Annotated in this window: 15 protein-coding genes; 9 read left to right on the top strand and 6 right to left on the bottom strand. The window is 67.7% G+C overall.

Features of this window, described 5'->3' with window-relative positions; genetic code table 11:
* The 6 genes from ACFQUV_RS17990 to ACFQUV_RS17965 all read left to right on the top strand — a co-directional run bounded on the left by ACFQUV_RS17990 (position 1) and on the right by ACFQUV_RS17965 (position 9439).
* Entirely contained in the window at positions 1-3402 is a 3402-nt protein-coding gene (locus ACFQUV_RS17990) for a UvrD-helicase domain-containing protein (protein WP_129608362.1), read from the top strand.
* An 81-nt stretch (positions 3403-3483) separates the two neighbouring features.
* Complete coding sequence (locus ACFQUV_RS17985; protein WP_129608363.1) at positions 3484-4230, top strand: multiubiquitin domain-containing protein; 747 nt, start codon at positions 3484-3486, stop codon at positions 4228-4230.
* A complete protein-coding gene (locus tag ACFQUV_RS17980) occupies positions 4205-5377 on the top strand; it encodes a ThiF family adenylyltransferase (RefSeq protein ID WP_129608364.1) in 1173 nt (390 codons plus the stop codon). The genes ACFQUV_RS17985 and ACFQUV_RS17980 overlap by 26 nt, the downstream gene beginning before the upstream one ends.
* The gene (locus ACFQUV_RS17975; protein WP_129608365.1) at positions 5374-5814 is read left to right on the top strand and encodes a DUF6527 family protein; all 441 of its coding nucleotides are present in this window, start codon (positions 5374-5376) and stop codon (positions 5812-5814) included. The genes ACFQUV_RS17980 and ACFQUV_RS17975 overlap by 4 nt, the downstream gene beginning before the upstream one ends.
* A gap of 306 nt (positions 5815-6120) precedes the next feature.
* Positions 6121-6375 (top strand): DUF2158 domain-containing protein, encoded by a 255-nt coding sequence (locus ACFQUV_RS17970; RefSeq protein ID WP_244601506.1) that lies wholly within the window; start codon positions 6121-6123, stop codon positions 6373-6375.
* Positions 6335-9439: a DEAD/DEAH box helicase gene (locus ACFQUV_RS17965; protein WP_129608366.1), complete on the top strand. Its 3105-nt coding sequence runs from the start codon at positions 6335-6337 to the stop codon at positions 9437-9439. The genes ACFQUV_RS17970 and ACFQUV_RS17965 overlap by 41 nt, the downstream gene beginning before the upstream one ends.
* A 25-nt stretch (positions 9440-9464) precedes the next feature.
* Here ACFQUV_RS17965 and ACFQUV_RS17960 read toward each other — a convergent pair whose 3' ends face one another.
* From ACFQUV_RS17960 to ACFQUV_RS17950, 3 genes are all read right to left on the bottom strand, one after another.
* On the bottom strand, positions 9465-9884 hold the full coding sequence (locus ACFQUV_RS17960; protein ID WP_129608367.1) for a thermonuclease family protein: 420 nt from the start codon (positions 9882-9884) through the stop codon (positions 9465-9467).
* Entirely contained in the window at positions 9881-11134 is a 1254-nt protein-coding gene (locus ACFQUV_RS17955; RefSeq protein ID WP_129608368.1) for a site-specific integrase, read from the bottom strand. Before ACFQUV_RS17955 ends, ACFQUV_RS17960 begins: the two co-directional genes overlap by 4 nt.
* Positions 11135-11289: 155 nt before the next feature.
* Positions 11290-11901: a RadC family protein gene (locus ACFQUV_RS17950; RefSeq protein ID WP_129608369.1), complete on the bottom strand. Its 612-nt coding sequence runs from the start codon at positions 11899-11901 to the stop codon at positions 11290-11292.
* A 211-nt stretch (positions 11902-12112) separates the two neighbouring features.
* Here ACFQUV_RS17950 and mbfA point away from each other — a divergent pair, with 211 nt between their 5' ends.
* The gene (mbfA, locus tag ACFQUV_RS17945) at positions 12113-13069 is read left to right on the top strand and encodes an iron exporter MbfA (RefSeq protein ID WP_129608370.1); all 957 of its coding nucleotides are present in this window, start codon (positions 12113-12115) and stop codon (positions 13067-13069) included.
* A 67-nt stretch (positions 13070-13136) separates the two neighbouring features.
* Positions 13137-14045, top strand: a complete 909-nt coding sequence (locus ACFQUV_RS17940; RefSeq protein WP_129608425.1) for a metallophosphoesterase — start codon at positions 13137-13139, stop codon at positions 14043-14045.
* A gap of 189 nt (positions 14046-14234) precedes the next feature.
* Here the strand turns inward: ACFQUV_RS17940 and ACFQUV_RS17935 are convergent, their stop codons facing one another.
* On the bottom strand, positions 14235-14444 hold the full coding sequence (locus ACFQUV_RS17935; RefSeq protein ID WP_111383219.1) for a hypothetical protein: 210 nt from the start codon (positions 14442-14444) through the stop codon (positions 14235-14237).
* Positions 14445-14652: 208 nt separating this feature from the next.
* Positions 14653-15465, bottom strand: a complete 813-nt coding sequence (locus ACFQUV_RS17930) for a hydroxypyruvate isomerase family protein (RefSeq protein WP_244601507.1) — start codon at positions 15463-15465, stop codon at positions 14653-14655.
* A gap of 237 nt (positions 15466-15702) precedes the next feature.
* Between ACFQUV_RS17930 and ACFQUV_RS17925 the strand changes: the two genes are divergently transcribed.
* Positions 15703-17100 carry a hypothetical protein gene (locus tag ACFQUV_RS17925; RefSeq protein WP_129608371.1) on the top strand — a complete coding sequence of 466 codons (1398 nt, stop codon included), beginning with the start codon at positions 15703-15705 and terminating at the stop codon, positions 17098-17100.
* 66 nt (positions 17101-17166) lie between these two features.
* Here ACFQUV_RS17925 and ACFQUV_RS17920 read toward each other — a convergent pair whose 3' ends face one another.
* Positions 17167-19155 (bottom strand): amidohydrolase, encoded by a 1989-nt coding sequence (locus ACFQUV_RS17920; protein WP_207211416.1) that lies wholly within the window; start codon positions 19153-19155, stop codon positions 17167-17169.
* Positions 19156-19220: the final 65 nt, after the last annotated feature.

Raw genomic sequence — 19220 nt, 5'->3', positions numbered from 1 at the left:
ATGGACAGCGTGGAGCTCGCCAGGCAAGTCGCCGCCGAGCTTCACGCTCGCCTCGTTGCATCCGGCGCCGATCCCTGGTCGCCCTATGACTTTGCTGTCGCCGAGGCGAAGCGGCGGGGGATTGATGTCGAACCGACTGCCGCCGGCGCAGCCGTCCTCAACGGCGGCCGCGCGACCTTCGTCGCCGCCGACGATCTGATCCTTCACGAGAATGTGGGCTCTCCGTTCGAGCAAGCTTTCCTCGTGGCGCATGAGATCGGCCATGTCGAGCTGGGCGATGATCCTGGTGGCGAAGCGGCGCCGACGATTGATCCAGCCCGCCCGGCCGAGCCCTCGCCAGTCGGAATGGATCGGGTTGTCGATTATGGACGCCGGCAACGCCGCGAAGTCCAGATGGATCTGTTCGCGCGCGAGCTGCTGCTTCCGCGCACCGTCGCGCGGGCGCTCCATGTCGACCAAGGGCTCGCCGCGTCCGCCATCGCCGCGAAGCTCGGCGCGCCGTTCGAGGTCGTCGCGCAGCAGTTGTTCGATGCTTTGCTGCTGCCGCCGGTGCCTCCCGCCGCGACTGCGGCGCATGTCGAACGGCCGCTCAATCCGCTGCAAGCGGCCGCTGCGGCGCATCGCGGCGAAGCCTATCTGCTTGAGGCGGGTCCTGGCACCGGCAAGACACAGACGCTGATCGCGCGCGTCGAAGGCCTTCTACAGGAGGGCGTCGATCCGAGGCGCATCTTGCTGCTGACCTTCTCGAACAAGGCGGCGGGCGAGATGGCCGAGCGGATCGCGCGCAAGCGGCCCGAGGCTGCGGCCGCGATGTGGACCGGCACGTTCCATGCCTTCGGCCTCGACATCATCCGCCGTTTCCATGCGGAGCTCAGCCTGCCGAAGGACCCGCGCATGATGGACCGGACCGAAGCGGTCGAGCTCCTCGAGGAGGAGTTCCCGCGGCTTAGGCTCGAGTACTACCGCAATCTTTACGATCCGACCCAGATCATCGCCGACATGTTGGCCGCCGTCTCGCGGGCGAAGGATGAGGTGGTCGACGCCGAAGCCTACGCTGCGCTCGCCGGCGCCATGCTGGCGAAAGCCCAGGACTCGGATGCGCGCGAGACGGCAGAACGCGCCGGCGAGGTGGCCCGCGTCTACGCGGCCTATGAACAGCTCAAGCGCAGCGCGCATTGCATCGACTTCGGCGACCTTGTCGCCTTGCCGGTGCAACTGCTCGAAAAGGACGCGGCCATCTGCGCGGCGCTGCAGACGCAATATGATCATGTCCTGGTGGATGAGTATCAGGACGTGAACCGCAGCAGCGTGCGGTTGCTGAGCGCGCTGCGGCCCGACGGCCGCAATCTCTGGATGGTCGGCGACGCCAAGCAGTCGATCTACCGGTTTCGCGGTGCCTCATCCTTCAACATGACCCGGTTCGGCAAGGAGGACTTCGCCGGTGGCGATCGCGGTCGATTGAAGCGCAACTATCGTTCGGTGCCGGAGATTGTCGCCAGCTTCTCCAGCTTCGCGATCACGATGCGCGCCGGCGATGCGGATAGTGGCCTGGACGCGGACCGCGACGCCAATGGACACAGGCCCGAGTTGCGCACGGTCCAGCGCGCAGAGCAGCAGCAGGTCGCCCTGGCCGACGCGATCGTGGAGCTGCGGCGTGACGGCTACGCCTATCGTGACCAGGCGGTCCTGTGCACCGGCAACGAAAAGCTGTCGACCATCGGGCAGGACCTTGAACGGCTCGGCGTACCGGTCCTGTTTCTCGGCAGTCTGTTCGAGCGTGCCGAAGTCAAGGATCTCCTGGCCTTGCTCTCCGTCCTTGTAGATCGGCGCGCCATGGGCCTCGTGAAGATCGCCTGCTGGCCCGATTTCACCATGTCCTTCGCCGACGTGGCGGCGACCTTCGAACATCTGCGGGCGTCCGAGCACGCGCCGGGCGGCTGGCTTCAGCATGCCGACGCGATCCCTGGCGTCAGCGATGCCGGCCGCCAGGCGCTCGGCAAGCTCGCGGTCGTGCTTGACGGATTCGACCAAACGGCCTCGCCGTGGACCGTGCTCGCGACGCTGCTGCTCGATCGCACCCGCATCGCCGCTCGCCTTGGGGCGTCCGGAGATCTTGCCGATCGCACGCGCGGGATCGCGATCTGGCAGTTCCTCAACTTCCTACGGGTCCAGCCGGCGGGCCGCGGACTGCCGATCACTCGCGTGCTCGATCGTGTGCGCAGGCTCGTGCGGCTCGGCGACGACCGCGACCTGCGCCAATTGCCGGCGGCCGCCCAGCATCTCGACGCCGTGCGGCTGATGACCATCCATGGCGCCAAGGGGCTGGAGTTCGGCGGCGTCCATATTCCTGGGCTCAACAGCGACACGATCCCACGCACGCCGCCGGCGCCGCCCTGTCCGGAGCCCGACGGGATGATCGCGGGGGCGGAGGGCAGTGCGCTGGAGGCGTTCCGCGCAGGTCAGGCCGAGGAGCAGGAGTGCCTGTTCTACGTGGCGCAGTCGCGCGCCCGCGACCGCCTCATCCTTTATGCGCCGACCGAGAAGAGCAACGGTCACAACCGACCGCTGTCGCCATTCCTCGACCGTCTCGGGGCCACCCTGACGCGCCGTTCGGTCGTGCCGGCGCGGCCGCTTCCCATGGCCGCGGAAGCTCGGGATATCGATTTGGTAGTCGACGGACGGCTGCGGCTCGGAGCCCCGCAGATTGCTCTCTATGAATCCTGCCCGCGTCGCTTCTTCTACACGCATGTCCTGCAGGTCGGCGGCCGGCGAACCGCGACCGCCTTCATGCATCTGCACGAGGCGGTTCGCGTGGTGGTCGAGGCGGTGATCGCGTCGGATGGACCCGTGTCCGAGCAGGCGCTGCAAGATCGCATCGATGCGGCGCTCGCTGGCGAGGGGCTCGGCGAGCACGGCTATCGCGCAGAATTCCGCGATCTGGCGCTGGCAATGCTGCGCTTCTTCCTGGCGAACCGCGCCGAAGCAGTCGCCGAAGCGCCGGTCGCGCTCAGCCTCAGTTTCGGCGGGGAAGAGATCATCGTTCGGCCGGACGAGGTGCTGGTGCGGCCAGACGGTGTCCGCGCCGTGCGCCGGATCCGCACGGGTCACATGCGGTCGGCCGAGAGCAAGGATGTCGGCGCGGCGGCGCTGATGCTGGCGGTCAAGCAAGCCTTTCCCGGCGCGGTCGCAGAGCTCGTTCATCTTTCCGACGGCGAGACGCATGCGCTCGCCTTGTCCGATCGGGAACTGAAGGGGCGCAAGGACAAGCTCGCAAAGTTTCTCGGCGACATCCGCGCCGGACGGTTTCCGGCCGAGGTCTCATCGCGCACCTGCCCGAACTGCCCGGCCTTCTTCATCTGCGGGCAGACCCCCGACGGTTCCCTGCAAAAAAAGTTCGCCTGACCTTACCGGTCGGCCGACCTCGCTCCGATTGGACCCTTAGAGCCGCGGCGCTGCCTCGGCCGAACCTAAGGACCCAATCTTATGAATACCGAAGAACTTCTTGACTACGACGATCTCGGCGACGCCCTGCGCGAAGGCCGGGCGTTGCGTCCGGCGCGGGGGTATCGCTTTCTCCTCGCGCAGGGCGATCTCAACTTCCAGTCCCGCCTGGTGAGCGATCCGGTGCCGCTCGGCCGCCAGTTGCTTGAGGCCGCGGCACTCGACCCGCGGGACGGCTACAGCCTCGTCGCGATCCTGCCCTCGGGCGATTTCGAGGACGTGAGGCTCAACGAGCCGTTCGACCTGCGCGAGCGCGGCGCCGAGCGTTTCATCGCCTTCCAGACCGACCGCGACTTCAAGCTGACCCTCAACGACGACGAGCTGCGCTGGGGCAAGCCGGTCATCAGCGGCACGATCCTCTACGGCCTCGCCAAGCCGGACGACGGCGAGGGGGTTTTCCTCGAAGTTCCCGGCGGCGAAGACCGGCTGGTCGAACACGGCGAACTGATCGATCTGACCCAGCCCGGCATCGAGCGGTTCATCACCGCGCGGCTGACCTTCGAGATCATCGTCAATTCGCGGCCGCGCACGGTGAACGCCCGCATGGTGACGTTCGAGCAGATCGTCCAGCTCGCCTTCCCGGGCCAGCACGAGCCCAACGTCGTCTTCTCGATGACCTACCGGCACGCGGCGTCGACGCCACACGCCGGTGAGCTCGGGGCCGGCGGAACCGTCAACGTCAAGAAGAAGGGCACGGTGTTCAATGTCACGCGCACTGTTCAGTCGTAATCCGGACCTCAAGCGGCTGCTGGACGAAGGCTACTTCGTCCAGCAGCAGGGCGGGTATCTCGTCATGCGCGAGGTGCCCTATGTCGATGCGCGCCGGGAGGTGCGCATCGGCACCCTCATCTCCAGCCTCACGCTCGCCGGAGATCAGACGCGCACGCCCGACACCCATGTCGTCCACTGGGACGGTGCCTTCCCGTGCCACGCCGATGGCTCGCGCATCCAGGGCATCTCGCACGCGGCCGGCGCCTTCGATCTCGGCCACGGCCTGAAGGCAACGCACAGCTTCTCCAGCAAGCCGGATGGGGGTTACACCGACTACCACCACAAGATGACGAGCTACGCGAACATCATCGCGGGTCCGGCCGCGGTGCTGAAACCCGGCACGACGGCGCGCACTTTCCGCGAGCCGGAACAGGAGGAAGAGAGCGTCTTCAACTACGTCGAGACCGCCTCCGATCGTGTCGGGATCGGCGTCCTGACCGAACGGCTCATCAGCGAGCGGGTCGCCATCATCGGCGGCGGCGGCACCGGCGGCTACATTCTGGACTTCGTCGCCAAGACGCCGGTCCGCGAAATCCGCCTCTTCGACAGCGACGAGTTCCTAACCCACAACGCGTTTCGGGCGCCGGGGGCTCCGAGTCTGGAGGAACTGCGCGAAGCGCCGAAGAAGGTCGACTATCTGAAGCGCATCTACAGCCGGATGCACCGGAACATCGTGGCGCACGACGTCGCGCTGGGAGCCGACAACATCCACCTCCTTGACGGCATCACCTTCGCATTCCTGTCTCTCGATGCGGGTGACGCGAAGCGGTTGATCGTCGAGAAGCTCGAGGCGATCGGCGCCGCGTTCGTCGATGTGGGCATGGGTCTTGAGCTCGACGACGGATCGCTCGGCGGCATCCTGCGGGTGACCGCCAGCACGCCGGAGAAGCGGGATCGCGCCCGGCAGCGCATCTCCTTCGTCGGCGGCGGCGCCAAGGACATCTACGCCTCCAACATTCAGGTCGCCGATCTCAACGCCTTGAATGCCGTCCTCGCGGTCGTGAAGTGGAAGAAGATCCGCGGGTTCTATCGCGATCTCGAGCGCGAGCATCACTGCACCTACACCACCGATGGCAACATGCTGATCAACGGGGACCTGGCGTGATGCGGCACAAGCGCCTCGATCATCGTTTCGTCGAACACATCCCCGAGCGCCTTGAGCCGGGCATTCTCTATGTTTCGATGGAATATGCGACATCGGCCCATAGCTGCTGCTGTGGTTGCGGTGAGGAGGTTGTCGCGCCCTTCACGCCGACGGACTGGAAGATGACGTTCGATGGCGAGACCATCTCGCTTCGGCCGTCGATCGGCAATTGGACCCTGAAATGCCGGTCACACTACGTGATCCACCGCGGCAAGGTGATCGAAGCCGGCCCTTGGAGTGACGAGCAGGTTGAGGCCGAGCGCCGTCGTGATCGCGCCGCCAAAGCGCATTTCTACGGGCAGACGCCAAAGGTCGAGCCTTCTGTTCAGCCCACTTCGGTCAAGGCGGAATCAGGCTTCTGGCGCCGTGTTTGGGACTGGGTGTCTGGCAGATCGTAACGATAAGCCCGGCGGCAAATTGCCGTCGGGCTTATCTCGCCTCGAAGCCGGCGCAGTCAGGTGGCCGGTTGGCAGCGAAGGAGTCCTTGAAGAACGAATTCAGAACATTCATTCAAGGGCTTACAAAATTTTCGGCGAACTCCTTGTGCAAGGAATCGCCGACACACCATATATTGATGTTAGGCATGGGGCGACCTCCTAGAACATGCGCGCTTCTATCCACGGTGGTGGAAAGGTTGACGCGCATGTTGTGACCTCCTCCGATGCCTGGTGAACACATACAGGCCTTAAGAAGGAGAGCGAAAAATGGACGAGACCGAATTCAAGCCCGGCGATCTTGTACGGGTGAAGTCAGGCGGGCCGATCATGACCGTCGAGCAGGTCGGGAAGACGGCCATGCTAGAGGAGGATGCCGTCAGGTCGCGCGGAAAGACACGTTCGCGCCGGTCGTGCTGGAGAAGGCTGAGAAGCCACGAGCCGCGTTCTCCGTCGGCGTCGTTCGGGCGTAGCGTGGTGCCTCATGCCGTTTCGCGGCCTGTTCATCGGCATCGACCGTTATAGCTCGACCGGCATTGATGAGCTGACCTGCGCGCGTCGCGATGCGACGGCGCTGGAGGCCCTGTTCTTCGACACGCTGGGCGGCAGCACGGTCTTGCTGGCAGATGCGGAGGCCACGCGGCAGCGGATTGAGGACGCATTTGCCGACCTGGCCGGCTGCGGCCCCGAGGATACGGTGGTGATTGCGTTCTCCGGCCATGGGTCGGAGACGCATGAGCTCGTAACCCACGACGCGAATCCCGATGATCTCGCCGGCTCCGCGATCCCGCTCGAGCTGTTGCAGGAATGGTTCTCGCGGATACCGGCGAAGCGCCTGATCCTGTTTCTCGACTGTTGTTTTTCCGGCGGCATTGGCGCGAAGGTTCTGCACGTCGATGCGAAGCCGCGCAGCCTTTTGTCCGCCGAAGCGCGCCTGGCTCAGCTTGGCGGCGCTGGCCGGATCATCTTCACCGCCTCCGCGGCGACTGAGCCCGCCTATGAGCACCGCCGGTTCGGGCACGGGTTTCTGACTCACTTTCTGCTGGAGGCGCTATGTGGCGCCGAGGAAGTCGTGAGCGGCGGCAAGCTCTCGCTCTACCGCCTTCTCGAGCATGTCACGAGCCGCGTCAGGGCGGCCGCGCTGCAGGGCGGCAAAGAGCAGAACCCGACCATGCGCGGGAGCATCGACGGCGATGTCGAGTGGCCCGTGTTCGTGCCGGGCACGAAGTATCGGGCGGCCTTCCCGGCGCGCCTGCCTGCCAAAGTGACGTCCGATCTTGCCAGCCTCTCGTCGGCCGGTTTCCCCGACGCGCTGGTCACCGCCTGGGCTGGAGCGATCCCGTCCTTGAATGCGCTTCAGATCGCCGCCATCACCGACTTCGGCGTGCTGGACGGCGAGAACTTGGTGGTGTCGGCCCCGACATCCTCGGGCAAGACGATGGTGGGCGAGCTCGCGGCGCTCCGGAACGTGCTGGATCGCAAACGGGCTTTGTTTCTGTTGCCGCTCAAGGCTCTCGTGGCGGACAAGCGGCGGCACTTCGAGAGCGTCTATGGCGGTTTCGGGGTCCGCACGGTGGAAGCGACGGGCGAGACGGACGACATCACGCCTCTGCTGCGGGGCCAATACGATGTCGGCCTCCTGACCTATGAGAAGTTCGCTGCGATCGCGCTGACATTCCCTCATGTGCTGGCGCAGGTCGGCGTGATCGTGATCGACGAAGCGCAGATGATCGCGGACCGTGGCCGCGGCGCGAATCTGGAGTTCATTCTGACGCTCATCCGGATGCACCGGCGTGAGGGGATCGAGCCCCAACTAATCGCGCTTTCGGCGGTGATCGGGGACACGAACGGGCTCGAGCAATGGCTCGGCGCGCGGCTGTTGCGGCGCACGGAGCGGCCCGTTCCGCTTGAGGAGGGCTTGTTGCTCGGTACCGGGCATTTCCGCTTCCTTGATCCCGAGAATGGCAATGAGCGGGTGGAGGGGCCGCTCGTTCGGCGTCTTGTCGGCGGCAAGGGATCCAGCCAGGATTGGATCATCCCGCTGGTGCGCAAGCTTGTCGCCGAAGGCCAGCAGGTGATCGTGTTTCGTGAAACCAAGGGCGAAGCCCGCGGCTGCGCCAACTATCTCGCGGAGTCGCTCGGATTGCCTCCCGCTGCCGAGGCGCTGACGCAGATGCCCGGCGGCGACCCCTCTCAGGCCAGCGCCGACTTGCGAAGCGCGCTCGCGCGCGGCGTCGCTTTCCACAACTCGGATCTCGACCGCGAAGAGCGACGCGTCATCGAGGAAGAATTTCGCCGTAGCGGCTCGGGCCTGCGCGTCATCGCAGCCACGACGACGCTGGCGATGGGCGTGAACACGCCCGCGTCATCGGTCGTCATCGCCGGCTTGAATCATCCCGGCGACGAGCCCTATTCGGTGGCCGAATACAAGAACCTCGTCGGCCGTGCGGGAAGGCTCGGCTTCGCCGAGAGGGGGGCTTCGTATCTGCTGGCGCTCGATCCGCGCGCCGAGCATGATCTGTGGTCGCGCTACGTGACCGCGGAGCCGGAAGACTTGGTGTCCCGCTTTCTCGACGGTACGACCGATCCGCGCTCCCTGATCATCCGCGTCCTGGTCGCGGCACGACGAGCGGCCGGCGAAGGCGTGCCGAGCGAGGAGATTGTTGAGTTTCTGGAATCGAGCTTCGGCGCGTTCCAGGCTCGGCGCGCCCACAGCGCTTGGCAGTGGAGCCGGCCGGACCTACTTGCGGCGCTGGCGGATTTGGAACGCCACGGCCTGGTGCAGAAGAACGCCACAGGCGCGTATGAGCTAACCAAGCTGGGCCGTCTCGCTGGCGAGAGCGCGGCCGAAGTCGGGTCCATCGTCGCGCTCGTAGAGTGCCTCAGCTCGCTTCAGCCCCCAGACATCAGCGATCCCGTCCTGATTGCCGCAGCCCAAACGACGGTCGAGGTCGATCAACTCCTTTTTCCGATCAACCGGAAAAGCACGCAGAAAGAACCCCAGCTATGGCCCAACGAGCTGCGGAGGCAAAACGTGCCGTGGCACGTCCTGAACGCGTTTCAGCGGGGGACCACAGACGATCATCAGGCGACGCTGCGTGCGAAGAAGGCGGTCGCTTGTCTCTTGTTCGTGTCCGGTCGCGCCATGAGTGAGATCGAGCGCGTGCTGACGCAGTTCGGCGGGGCGTTTGGCGGCGCCGCCGGCCCGATACGCGCGGTCGCAGCGCGGACTTGCGATCTGATGCCGGTCGCAGCTCGCGTCGCCGAAATCCTGCACCCGACGCTTGATCTCGGTGATCGTGTGAGACGTCTGGCGATCCGGTTGACTTATGGCGTGCCCAGCGCCGCCGTCGACCTCGCCCAGTTCGCCGGAGCCGATTTGCTGCGGGGCGACTATTGCCGCTTGGCCGCCGCGCAGCTCTGTGAGCCCGAACAGATCGACGCTGCAACCGACGACCAAATTTTGGCATGCGTGGATAAGGACCGGCGCAAGCTTGCCCTTGTCCACGATGCGGCGAAGCGCGTTGCCAAGCGTCGGGCCGAAGTGGTGACGCCGTCCGTCCCGGTCCTCGAAGCGTATGTGCCCTGACCGCGTGCAACGGGCGAGGGAGGCGTCAGATGCCCCCCTCCGCGAGACCTTCCTGCCGCAACAGGTCTCCAATGCTGGCGGAGCCGATGCGGCAGCGCGCGATCACCCGGTCGAATGAGACAACGCGGCTGCTGCGGCCACGCTCGGTGGTGCAGGTGACCCGACGGTGCAGGGCTATGCGCTTAAGCGTCGCCTTGGCCGCCACGCCGGCGGCTTGATGAAGCTCGGGTGCATCAAAATCGGCGAGGCGAACCTCGATCCACTCGCTGGGATCGGCCGTCTTGCCGACGCAAAGGCCGTCTCCGTCGCCAACATAGCGGACGGTGCCAGAGAACCGCACGCCAGGTTGAGTCGGCAGAGGTGCCTCGCACGGATCGGCATAGGCAGGAGCGGCGGAACAGAGGGAGGCCAGCGCGCCGGCAAGAAGGAGGAACCGGCGGCTCACGCCGCAGCCTTCAACGTGCTGTTGCCCTTCTTCTTTTTCAGGAGCGCGCGGACGAACTTGTCCCAGCGCGCCATGCCGGCGCGCTTCTCGGGCATATAGTTCCAGCGATCATAGTTCTTGGAGCTAACGTCCTGCAGCGCGTGGTTCTGGAGGCGGTCCCGGATCTCTTTCGGCACCCCCGCCTTGCCGGCGAGCGTCTTGAATGTCCGCCGCAGGTCGCGGTTGGTCGCGTAGGGGATGACGCCGCGGTCGCGCTGCCGCCAGACGAAGCTGTAGAGCGTGCCGTGGCTGACCGGCTTCGACGGATCCTTCGCCGAAGGAAAGTACCAGCCGAATTCGTTCGGCTTAATCGACTCGATAAGCTCGGCTGCAAGCGATGGGACCGGGACGGCGTGCGGTTGAAGGTTCTTGGTCTTTGACCAGTCGATGATCCGCTCGGCCGCGTCCCACTGATCGATATGAAGTCGCGCGATCTCCTCAACGCGCTGGCCGGTGAGCATGATGAGCTGCACGGCGCGCGGATATGAGGGGTGGACAGGAGTGTCGGGGCAATCGAGCCAGCGATAGAGCTGGACGAACTCATCCTCGCTGAGCCAGCGTGTGCCCTGAACCTTCGGCTCAGTCGGGATGTCTGAGGCCGGGTTGAAGGGAATCCGGAATCGGCGAGGAGATGTGTTCCGGTAATCGTTGTCCGACTTCATCCCCCAGCTAAAGGCAGCGTGGATATAGGACCGGACATGATCAGCCATCGATCGAGCGCCGCGCTCATAGATCGGCCGGATCAGCTCCACGATTTCATCGGCCTCGACCTCGCGGGCGAGGCGATTGCGTCCGAGCGTGTCGGCAATCTTGTTGAGGCCTTTCTCTGTTTCCTTCCAGGAGGGCTTGCCGGCAGCTTTCAGCCCTGCAACGTAGCCCTCGAACAGGTCGGCGACGGTCCCCGGCCGAGTGTCGGTCGCGATCTTGATGCTGCGACCCTTCTGGATCACGTCAGCGAAGTCGCGTTTGAAAATTTCACGCGCTTGAGCGAGTGACATTGAGGGATACGAACCGAGTTTCTTCTTCGAGCGTTTCCCGTCTCGCCATTGCTGCGCCATCCAATCGGCCGTAACGCGCTTCGGCATGGGTTTCAGCACGAGCACCAGACGGCCGGTGCCGCGTCCTTCGCCGTCGGCGAGATTCTCCTGCTTTTGGCTCAGTTCGACGCGCTTCAGTGCATGCCGGATTGCGGTGTCGGTCAGGCTTGGCATGGCGTTTCTCCTGGTCCCCAACTGGGATCGGTCGAGGAGAAACGGGGATCGTTTGCTGGGATCGGAAAGCCGTTTTCAATCCCTCTAACCGCCCCCAATTTGCCATAACCGCCCCCTGTACGCAATGCGAAAAAAACGGCTATTTGCTTGATGATTCAGCGGTATTGAGCGTGATCCAACGTGACTCTAAAAGGGGTAGTGGGATGGTTGTGGACCAGGATGACGGCGGTGGCCGACAGCTCCAGCGCCCGCTTCACCACCTCGCGCGGATAGACCGGCGTGTGGTCGACGGTGCCGACCTGCTGCACCTCGTCGGCGATGAGCTGATTGCGCTTGTCGAGGAAGAGAATCCGGAACTGCTCCTTGTCGGCGAACGCCATGGCGGTCCGGCAATAGTCGAGCACGGCCGACCACGACGACAGCACGGTGCGGCGCCTGAGCTCGCCGCGGGCGAGCCGCTGGGCGGCAGCCTGGACGATCTTCAGCTCGGTGATGGCGGCGTCGCCGAGGCCGGGCATCTCGGCGAGGCGCTGCGGCGGCGCCGCGATCACCTCGGCGAAGGAGCCGAAGCGGGCGATCAGCGCCTTGGCGAGCGGCTTGACGTCACGGCGCGGCAGCGCCCGGAACAGCACCAGCTCCAACAGCTCGTAGTCGGTCACGGCGTCGGCGCCGGCGTCGCGGAAGCGTGCCCGCAGCCGGTCGCGGTGGCCGTGATAATGCGGCCCCGCCTCCGCCAGTCCGAGCCGGTCCTCTGCCTCGTCTGCCATGATCTCAACGCCGCGCGGGCGCCTCGCCCGGCCCGCAGCATGGCCGACTCGTCGGCGCATTGGCAATCGCGGGGCACCACAGGGTTGTGGCCGGCCCGCCCGGCCGCGGCGGGTCGGCCGTCTCGCCTCGGTGCTGGTCCACGCCCCGCGCCTGCCGTAAGGAAGGGCGCGGACGCCAGCCCGACGCCAGCCCCGCCCGGAGATCGATGCCATGAAGCGGTTCGCCGACCTCAGCGAGCAGGAGGTGCTCGCCCTCGCCATCACCAACGAGGAGGAGGACAGCCGGATCTACCGCGGCTTCGCGGACGGCCTGCGGCCGCAGTATCCGCAATCCGCCGCCCTGTTCGACGCCATGGCGGACGAGGAGGTGACGCATCGCACGGCGCTGTTCGACCTCTACCGGCGCAAGTTCGGCGATTTCATCCCGCTGATCCGCCGGCAGGACGTGAAGGGCTTCGTGCGCCACAAGCCGCTCTGGCTGGTGCGGCCGCTCGGCCTCGACGAGGTCCGCCAATACGCCGAGACCATGGAATACGAGACGGCGCGCTTCTACCGCCGGGCGGCGGAGCAGAGCCGCGACGCCTCGGTGCGCGAGCTGCTGCTGCGGCTCGCCGAGGCCGAGGACAAGCACGAGGCGATGGCCGAGCGGCTCCAGGGCGAGCTGCTGCCCGCCGATGCCCGCGCCGAGGAGGACGCCACGGCGCGCCGCATGTTCGTGCTCCAATACGTGCAGCCCGGGCTGGCCGGCCTGATGGACGGCTCGGTGTCGACGCTGGCGCCGCTGTTCGCCGCCGCCTTCGCGACCCACGACACCTGGGCGACCTTCCTGGTCGGCATGGCGGCGTCGATCGGAGCCGGCATCTCGATGGGCTTCGCCGAGGCGCTGTCGGACGACGGCTCGCTCACCGGCCGCGGCTCGCCGTGGCTGCGCGGTGGCGTCTGCGGCCTGATGACGACCATCGGCGGCATCGGCCACACGCTCCCCTATCTCATCCCGAGCTTCTGGGTCGCCACCGTGGTGGCCTTCGTGGTGGTGGCGGCCGAGCTGGCGGCGATCGCCTGGATTCGCTGGCGCTACATGGACACGCCGTTCCTCTCGGCCACCTTCCAGGTGGTGCTGGGCGGCGTCCTGGTGTTCCTCGCCGGCATCCTGATCGGCAGCGCGTGAGGGCGCGCCGCGTGACAATCGGGCCGCCATCGGCGATCAGGAGAGCACCCCCGCCGATGGAACCGTGATGTTCGTCCTGGCGCATCTCACCGATCTGCATATCGGGCCGCTGCCGCGGCCGCGGCTGGCCGAGCTGGCCTCCAAGCGGGTGCTCGGCTGGCTCAACTGGCGGCGCAACCGGCGGCGCTGCCACCGGGTCGAGATCCTGACCGACCTGATCGCCGATCTCGCGGCCCAGCGGCCCGACCACACCGCGGTGACCGGCGACCTCGTCAACCTCGCACTGCCGGGCGAGTTCGCGGCGACCGGCGCCTGGCTCACGGCCTTCGGCCCGCCCGAGGACGTCAGCTTCGTGCCGGGCAATCACGATGCCTATGTGCGGGCCGCCGTCGCCCAGTGGGACCGGCATTGGGACGCCTATATGCGCGGCGACCGCGAGGCGGGCAGCGGCGCCGGGCCGCGCTTTCCCTATGTGCGGCGGCGCGGTCCGGTGGCGCTGGTCGGCCTGTCGAGCGCGGTGCCGACGCCGGCCTTCATGGCGACCGGCCTCATCGGCCGCGACCAGCTCGCCGCCGTGGAGACGCTGCTCGGCCGGCTGGGCGCCGCCGGCCTGTTCCGCGTCGTGCTGCTGCACCATCCGCCCTATCGGACCCCGGCGAGCCACTACAAGCGGCTGGTCGACGCCGCCGCGCTGCGCGCCGTGCTGGCCCGCACCGGGGCCGAGCTGGTGCTGCACGGCCACGACCACGTCCATGCGCTCGAGTGGCTCGACGGGCCGGCCGGCGGAATTCCGGTGGTCGGCCTGCCCTCCGCCTCGGCGGCGCCGGGCGGTCACCACCAGCCGGCCGCCTACAATCTCTACCGGATCGAGGGGGAGGCGGGCGCCTTCCGGTGCGAGGCCATCTCGCGCGGGTTCGCGGCCGACGGCACCGGGGTGGTCGAGATCGCCCGTCGCCGGCTGCTGCCGGCGGGTTGAGGTGAGCGGACGCGGCGGGCAGTTGCCACGCCTCATCGTGTGTCGGGGTGATCAGTTCGCCGTCGTTCCGGGGCGCCGCGCAGCGGCGAGCCCGGAATCCAGCGGCAAATTCGGAGCTCTCGGCTGGGTTCCGGATAGCCGCTTCGCGGCTTCCGGAACGACCACCGAATTGATTCGCCGGTTGCCGGCTCAGTCGATCCACAGCCACGGCGTCCAGGTCGGCGCCTCGTTGCCGGCCGGATCGGGCGGGCGGGTGCGGAGGCGGGGCGTCTCCTCCGGGTCGGGCGCGTGGCGGCGGACCGTGGGATGCCACTGCTGCGCCATGGCGCGGAACAGCGGCTGATCGCTTTCACGATCCTGCTTGCTCCAGCGGAAGCGTGTCTTGCGAGAGCTCAGCATGGCGGGCCTCGCAGCGGGGGGTGCGGCCCGCCCCGCATGGACGGGCCGGATGAGCGAGCGTGCGCCCGATCCGTTAACGCAGGGCTAATCCGATCCCCCAGGCGCTGGAGCATCGTCCGGCGACGTGGATGCCGGCTCGCCGTCTGAAAATACGATCACGCAAGGACTTCCGGAGCGGGGGTCCGATCCCGTTGGATCGGGTTTCGCTCTACAAAATCGGTTGTGCACCGCGGGCGGCCGCGCCCGAGCCGAGCCCCCAGGCGGCCCCCCAGGCGAGGCCGTCCTCGGTGCGGCCACGCGGGACGTACTCGCAGCCGACATGCCCGGCATAGCCCAGGCGATCGAGGGCGGCCAGGATAGCCCTGTAGTTCACCTCGCCGTCGTCGGGCTCGGCCCGACTCGGCACCGCGGCGATCTGGACGTGGCCGATCAGGTCGTGGTGCCGCTCCAGGCGGCGGATCAAGTCGCCACCCATGATCTGCGCATGGTAGACGTCGAACTGCATCCTCACATTGGCGCGCTCGACACGGCCGATGATCGCCGCCGCCTGCTCGGCGCGGACGAGCAGATAGCCCGGCCGATCGCGGCTGTTCAGCGGTTCGATCAGCACGGTGAGGCCGTGCGCGGCGGCCCGATCGGCGGCGTGGCGGAGATTGGCCACGAACACGTCCTCGGCCTCGGCGCGGCGTGCCTCCGGCACCGTGCCGGCCAAGCAGTGGATGGCCCGCGCTCCGATCGCGTTGGCCAGCGCCAGGGCGCGGTCGAGCAGCGTCGCGAACTCCGCCTCGCGGCCCGGCACGCCGGCGAGTCCGGACGGTGCGTCGGGCGGCGGTGGCGTGTTGACGCCCAGCATGGTCAGGCGGTGGCGAACGATCTCGGCCCGCATCGCGGCCGGGTCCTGGTCGTAGGGATATTGCAGCTCGACTGCCGGAAAGCCGGCGGCGGCCGCGGCGGCGAAGCGCGCCAGGAACGGCCGATCGGTGAACAGATAACCCAGGTTGGCGGCGAAGCGCGGCATCATGTCCACTCCCGGAGACGGGGCGCCGGCGGCGGCGAGACGCCGTACGCGAGACGGGTTTCGTGCATCGATACGCGATCCGATGCTGCGCCGCCAACGCGAACGTGACCGGAAGACCCGCGACCGACCGTCCCGCGCGACTCCTTGGGGGTTGACCGCCTGGAACCGCGACGATCGAATGATGGTGGGCAGAAACCCGTGCGTCAGACGCGGGATGCTCACGGTCGGGAGGACGCCGCGATGAACGCCCACGAGCTAATTCAGGAGATCTCCGCCTATTGCCGCGAGACCGGGCTCGCCGAATCGACCTTCGGCCGGCGCGCCGTCAACGACGGCAAGCTCGCGGCGCGGCTGCGCAACGGCGGGCGCATCACCACCGAGACGCTCGACCGTATCCGCGCCTTCATGGAGGCCAACCGGGTGCCGCTCGATCTCGCCGGGGCGCCGGCGGCGCGTGGCAACGGGCTCGCGATGCGCGCCGCCCTGGCGCCGGCGCCGATGGCCGAGATCGTCTCGCCGCAGCAGCGCTTCCGCTTTCTCGACAACCGGCAGCGCTATCTGTTGTTCGTGCAGACATGCAGCGAGAAGCGGGTGATCGCCCAGCGCGTCGCGCTGGAGCTCGCGTCGATCGTGCCGCGGCCGCCGGCCGTGCGGGTGTTCGACGCCGGGGTCGGCGACGGCACCGTGCTGGAGCGGGTGATGCGGGCGATGCATCACCGCTTCCCCACCATGCCGTTCTACGTGGTCGGCAAGGAGGTCAGCCTGGAGGACGTGCGGCTGGTGCTCCAGAAGATGCCGGACCGTCTGTACGAGCATCCGGCCCAGGTGCTGGTGCTGACCAATCTGCCCTACGGGGCGGCGCCGTGGTTGTCGCTGCGCGACGCCGAGGCGGACAGCCGCGTCGTCTGGCACGAGCTGCCGCTGTCCGGCGACTCGGCCCATCGTTTCGAGGAGCAGATCACCGGGCTGGAAGGCTTTCTGGCGGAGAACTGGCTCACCGATGTCGATCCGCGCACCGGCGGTCGCCGCAGCGAACGGCCCGCCGTGCTGGTGATCTACCGCGAGGACCATCGCTTCCTGCTCGACGCCGTGATTCCGCGTCGTGGCGCCGCCGTGGCGGGCTACGATCTCGTCGTCGCGTCGCAATCCTACCGAGCGCGGGCGCGGCTCGACACCAAGGTCCGCGGCGTTGTGGCGCCGCTCGCGCGCGCCCTCGCGCCCGGCGGCCGCCTGATCGGCGTGCATGCCTACGGCCACGATCCGGGTCAGGAGATCGTCCGCCGCATCTGGCCCGACGATGCGCCCTTCCTGCACGACCGCCACGAGATCCTGCGCGCCACCAAGGAGCAGCTCGGCGCCGAAGGGCGCGACCTGGTGTTCAACGCCTTCGCCGACAATCGTGCCCTGTTCCGTTACGACATGCATACGCTGCCCCGCGAGATCGGCGACACCATCGGCATCTCGACCCTGTTCGCGGCCTGGAACGCGGCCGTGTACGTGGCGCAGGTCGAGGACGAGCGGCTCACCGTCGCGGTGCGCGAAGGCCACTGGCTCGACGCCACCCGCGAGGTGCTGGCCGCCCATGGCGGCCTGTGGTTCCACGACGAGTCCTACGTCATCTCGCGCCGCCGCCACTGACGACCGCCGCCCGCCTCGATCCGAACGCCGGCCCCGCCGGCGCCCCCATGCATCGGCCGCCACCGATCAGAGCAGGCCGCAACCGCAGCCGAGCGTCCAGCTCCGGCCGTCGGCGCCGAGCACGGTCGGCATCGCCTCGGCGATCATCGCGGCCGCGAGGGCCCGGCCGTCGTCCGTATCGGCAGTGGCATGCCGGCGGCCGGCATCGTGCGACGCCTGCCGTCCGTAGCCGGCATAGTGCCCGATCGGGAGCCAGTCGGGGGCGACCGCGAGAGCCGGCGGTGCCAGGCTCGCATAGGGACCGGCCCCGTAGACGACGCGGCCCCCCACCATGGTGAGCACGGCCGACATCTGGGCGATGCGCTCTTCCGGCACCGAGAAGTAGTCGTCGGCGAGGATCGCCAGATCGGCCCATTTGCCGACCGACAGCGTGCCCTTCTTGTCCTCCTCGCCGCTCATCCAGGCGCCGTTCGCCGTGTAGGCGCGCAGCGCCTCCTCACGGCTCATCAGGTTGCGCTCCGCCGCGTGGCGCAGCCCGCCGACCGTGCGGCCGCCGACGAGCCACTGGATGCCGACCCACGGATTGTGGCTCGCGGCGCGATTGCCGTCGGTGCCCAGCGCGAACGGAATGCCCATCTCGCGGATGCGGCCGAACGCCGGCGCATCCTCGGCGGCCTCGCGGCCCCACTTCTCCACATAGGCTTCGCCATCGAGCGACATGCGGTTCTGCAAGCCGAGACTGCCGCCGAGCGCGCGCAGGCGTTCGAGCGAGCGCGTCGTCATGCCCTCGCAGTGTTCCAGGCCCCAGCGGAGCTTGTCGACCGGCACCTGCTGGTGCACCTTCTCGACGACGCCGAGAATGCGTTGCGCCGTATAGTCGAACGAGGCGTGCATGCGGAACGGCCAGCCGTTCTGCGCCACGAAGGTCAGCACTTCGGTGAGCTTCTCCTCCATGATCGGCGGCTGCGTCACCGGGTCCTTGGCGAAGTTGGTGTTGTCGCCGGCTGCCCACACCACGTACTCGCCGGCTCCGCACAGGCGGAAATAGTCGTCGCCCTGGTGCAGCTTGGCGCTGGACAGCCAGCCACGATAGTCGTCGATCTCGCGCCCGGGCCGCTGTGCCATCAGGGTGTAGCCGATGCGCACCGTCAGGGCCTTGTCGGCGGCGAGCCGGGCGATCGCCTGGTAGTGCTCGGGATAGTTCTGGCCGCCGCCACCGGCGTCGATCAGGCTGGTCAGGCCCAGCCGGTTCAGCTCGCGCATCATGTGGCGGGTCGAGGCGATCTGCTCGTCGGCCGACAGCTTCGGCACCTTGGCGAACACCGAGAGCAGGCTGACGAGACTCGTCGTCGCGATGACCAGCCCGGTCGGCGTGCCGTTGCCGTCGCGTGCGATGACGCCGCCGAACGGCTCCGGCGTGTCGCGGCTCCAGCCGAGCGCCCGCAGCCCGGCCTTGTTGACGAAGGCGCGGTCGTAGAGGTGCATCACGAAGCACGGCACGTCGCCGGCCGCCGCATTGATCTCGTCGAGGGTTGGTAGCCGCTTCTCGCGGAACTGGTGTGGCGTCCAGCCGCCCATCACCTGCACCCAATGGGGCGCCGGGGTGCGCGCCGCCTGCTCCTTCAGCATCGACAGCGCCAGGGCCAGCGACGGCACGCCGTCCCAGCGCAGCTCCTGGGAGTAGGTGAGGCCGCCGCGGATGAAGTGCGTGTGGGCGTCGTTGAGGCCGGGAATGACGGTGCGCCCGCCGGCGTCGACGATCCGGGTCGAGGGGCCGCGCAGCGCCTCCAGGTCACGGCGCGTACCGACGCCGACGATGCGGTCCCCGGCGATGGCGATCGCCTCGGCCCGCGGCATCGTCGGATCGAGCGTCACGATCGTGGCGTTCTCGATGATCAGGTCGGCCTTGCCGCCCTCGGCGGCGGCCGGCATCGGCCCGAGCGTCCGGGCGGCGGCGTAGAGGGCGGCGGCGCCCGCGGCTCCGGCGAGGAAGCGGCGCCGCGACGGCTGTCTGGTGACGAACCCGAACGACGTTTCGGCGCAGGCGATGCACATGCGTTTCTCCCGGACTGTTGTTCGCGGCTTGGTGCGGCGGCGGAGCCGGCACGACCCTACTGTGT

The organism is Rhodoplanes sp. P11, from assembly GCF_964266735.1.
Classification (GTDB): Bacteria; Pseudomonadota; Alphaproteobacteria; order Rhizobiales; family Xanthobacteraceae; genus Rhodoplanes; species Rhodoplanes serenus.
The sequence above is the reverse complement of the archived record's forward strand: the minus strand, read 5'-3'. Positions and strand labels throughout refer to the sequence as shown.